This is a genomic window from Streptomyces sp. NPDC028928, from assembly GCF_055564915.1.
In genome coordinates this window covers 1-3,077 of the sequence record NZ_JBVHVI010000041.1, presented here as the reverse complement: position 1 = coordinate 3,077, position 3,077 = coordinate 1, and the positions used below count along the sequence as shown (strand labels likewise).

Here is a 3,077-nt window from a genome sequence, read left to right as displayed (position 1 = left end):
GTGCGGCCGGTGCGGCGGCCCAGGGCGTCGTAGGTGTACGTCACCGTGCGGCCGTTGACCGTTTCCGAGTGCAGGCGGCCGTAGCGGTCGCGCAGCAGGGTCAGCGTTGTGCCGTCCGGGCCCGTTGCCTGGGCCAGCTGGTCCGTGAAGTCGTAGGCGTAGGTCGTGACCTGGCCTGCTGCGTCCTTGCGGAGCACCTGGCCGAGTTCGTTGCGCTGGAAGGACACGGCCTCGCCGAGTGTGTTCCTGCGGGAGGTCAGGCGGCCCGCCGCGTCGTACTCGTAGGTCAGTGTGCGGTCGTCGAAGTCCTTCTCCGACAGCAGGCGGCCGGCCGCGTCGTACTCGTACTCCCACGTCAGGCCCTGTGGGTTGGTGACCTTGGTCAGGCGTAGTTCTGTGTCGTGGTCGAACGTGTAGCGGACGCCGTCCGGGCCGGTGCGGGCCGTGAGCAGGTCGAAGTGGGTGTACTCGAAGTGGGAGACGCCGCCGAGGGTGTCGGTGTGACTCGTGCAGTTGCCCTCGCCGTCGTACGTCCACGATTCCGTGGTGCCGTCGGGGGCCGTGCGGCGGGTCAGGTGGCCCTCGATCGACCACTCCAGGCGTGTTGTCGCGCCGGTGGGGTCCGTGATGGTGGTGGGGCGGCCGAGGGCGTCTCGTTCGTAGCGGGTCACCGCGCCCAGTGGGTCGGTGACCTCCAGCGGTAGGCCCGCGCGGTCGCAGATCACCCTCGTCGTGTGGCCCAGCGGGTCCGTGACCGCCGTCAGGTGGCCGGCCGGCGTGTAGGTGAAGTGGGTCGTCTGGCCGGCCGGGTCCGTGACCGATGTGCGGTTGCCCCTCTCGTCGTAGGTCTGGCGGATCACCGTACCGTCCGGGTTCACCACCTTCACCGGCAGGCCGAGGTCGTTGTATTCCGCTCGTGCCTCGCGGCCGTCCGGGCGGATCGCCCGCGTGAGGTTGTCGGCCTCGTCGTACTCGAACGTCGTCGTGTGGCCCAGCGGGTCCGTCGTGGACAGCAGGCGGTTGTAGCGGTCCCGCCGGTAGTGGGTCGTTGCGCCGAGCGGGTCGGTCTCCGCCACCACCTGCCAGGCGTCGTTCACCAGGTAGCGGCGCTCATGACCCTCGGCCGTCGTCGCCGTTGTCGTGCGCAGGCCCGTCGTCGGGTCGGGGTCTGTGTAGGTCAGGCGGAGGGCCATGTGGCCGGCCGAGCCGCCCTCGGCGATGCAGCGGTCCTGGTCGTCGTACGCGTAGGTGTAGCTGCGGCCGTTGGTGTCCGTCCAGGACGTGATCCGGCCCTGCTCGTCGTAGGTGAAGCGGAGCGGGAGGCCGGAGGAGTTGATGACCTCGGTGAGGTTGCCGTCCGTGTAGCCGAAGCGCTTCAGCTCCTCGCCGGTGGCGGTCAGGTGGTACGCCGTGACGCGGCCCGATTCCGTCGTGATGCGGACGCCCTGGCCGGCGCTCGTGTACACGCCCAGAGGGGTGCCTTCGGTGTCGTACTCGAAGGTGATCCAGTTGCCGTTGCGGTCGTCGATCTGTTCCAGGACCGCCAGGCCGGGGCCTCGGTCGGCGAAGTGCCAGGTGCGACCGGTGCGGGGGTCCGCGATCGTGTAGCCGCCGTCTACGCGGTCCAGGGGGAGGCGGGGGCCGTGGCTGGGCAGGGTGGGCAGGCCTGGCGCGGGGTGGGGGTAGGACAGGAGGAGGCCGTCCTCCGTGACGTAGACGACGCCCTCCGCGTCGATCTCCAGGTGCTGGTCCAGGGTGGAGGTCCAGGAGGGGCCGAACCAGCGGCCCAGGTGGTAGCCGGACTCCACCCGCCTAGTCAGGAGCAGGGGGAGTGCGCCGGGGAGGGTGACGTCCGTCTGCGGCAGGTACATCTTGCCGGTGGCCAGGTCGATGGGGTCGGTGCCCTTGCTTTCCACCGAATCGCCGGTACGGGAAGGCTGCGTGGGGTCCTCGTTCACCCGGTCCCGAGCCGTCTTCCCGGCCGCGCCCTCCGCCCCGGCTCGCGCCTCCCGCCCCGCCGCGGCCTCCGCCGCACGCCGGGTGAGCCCCGTCTCCGCGGCCTTCCGCGCAAGCCCTGCTTCCAGTCCGGCACCGTCGCCGAGGAGGAACTGGACGGACAGCCGTCCGCCCCCCTCGGACGGGTCCTTGCGGAACTCCTCCCACATGGTCTTCGCGGTGCGGTCGGGGTGGGCGGCGGTGGAGGTCAGGCCGGAGAGCGTCATGCTGACGTTCTGCATGTACGCGGCCGGGTGGGTCAGGTTGTAGGGGTCCATCGGGTCCAGGCCCCGGACGAAGTTGACCAGGCCGGCCGTGCCCTTGGCCACGCCTCCCGCGAAGTGCGTCAGTTCGATGCCGGTGGACAGCGCGCCGTCCTTCAGGTCGCCCTTGAGGCGGTCCAGGGGCGGGGGCTCGGCCGGGGCGTGGGCCAGCGCCGCCTTCACCTTGCCCTGGGCTTCGGAAGCGGCGGTGTTGCGCTGCTTGCGGGCCTCGGCGAGCTTGTGGTGCGCGGCCTGCACGGTGGCCTTGCCGGGGTCCTGGAACTTCCCCGGATCCGGGCCGGGATCCTCGCCCGCGTCCGCCTTGGCCTTGTACGTCTCGACCTTCTGCCGGTAGGCGTCGAACGCGGTCCTGGACGCCTTCTCGCCCTTCTTGTAAAGCTCTACGGCCTCCTTGGCCTGCCCTTGCGCCCATTGCACGGTGTCGGCGTACGACTCCAACGCCTCCGCCGCCGTCTTGCAGGCCTCGGCTGCCTGCGCCCACTTGGTCGGGTGGACGCCGAACTTCTTGCGGAAGGCGTCGCCTCCCTCGCCCTGCCAGCCGGAGGAGTCGACCTTCTTCAGCCCCTGGCTGACCTTGTCGAACGCGCCGTGGAAGTCCCGCAGGTGCTTGGCACTCTCCCGGATCTTCGCCGGGTTGCCGTGGACGAGTTCGTTGGCCTCCTCGGTCTGGCCGAGCTGCTGCTCACCCGGGGTCGCCCCGAGATCGGAGGCGATTCCGTCGCCCCAGTCCTCCACCACGTCGGCCCACTTGTGCAGGCCGACATCGTCCAGCTTGTCGCCGACCTTGTCCGTGGCCCA

At 70.5% G+C, this 3,077-nt stretch carries 1 protein-coding gene; it reads right to left on the bottom strand.

The genetic code is table 11. The annotated features are described in order from the left end of the window. Positions 1-3,077 (bottom strand): putative T7SS-secreted protein (locus ACZ4U1_RS40165; RefSeq protein ID WP_467909131.1); only part of this gene is annotated, 3,077 nt, incomplete at both ends.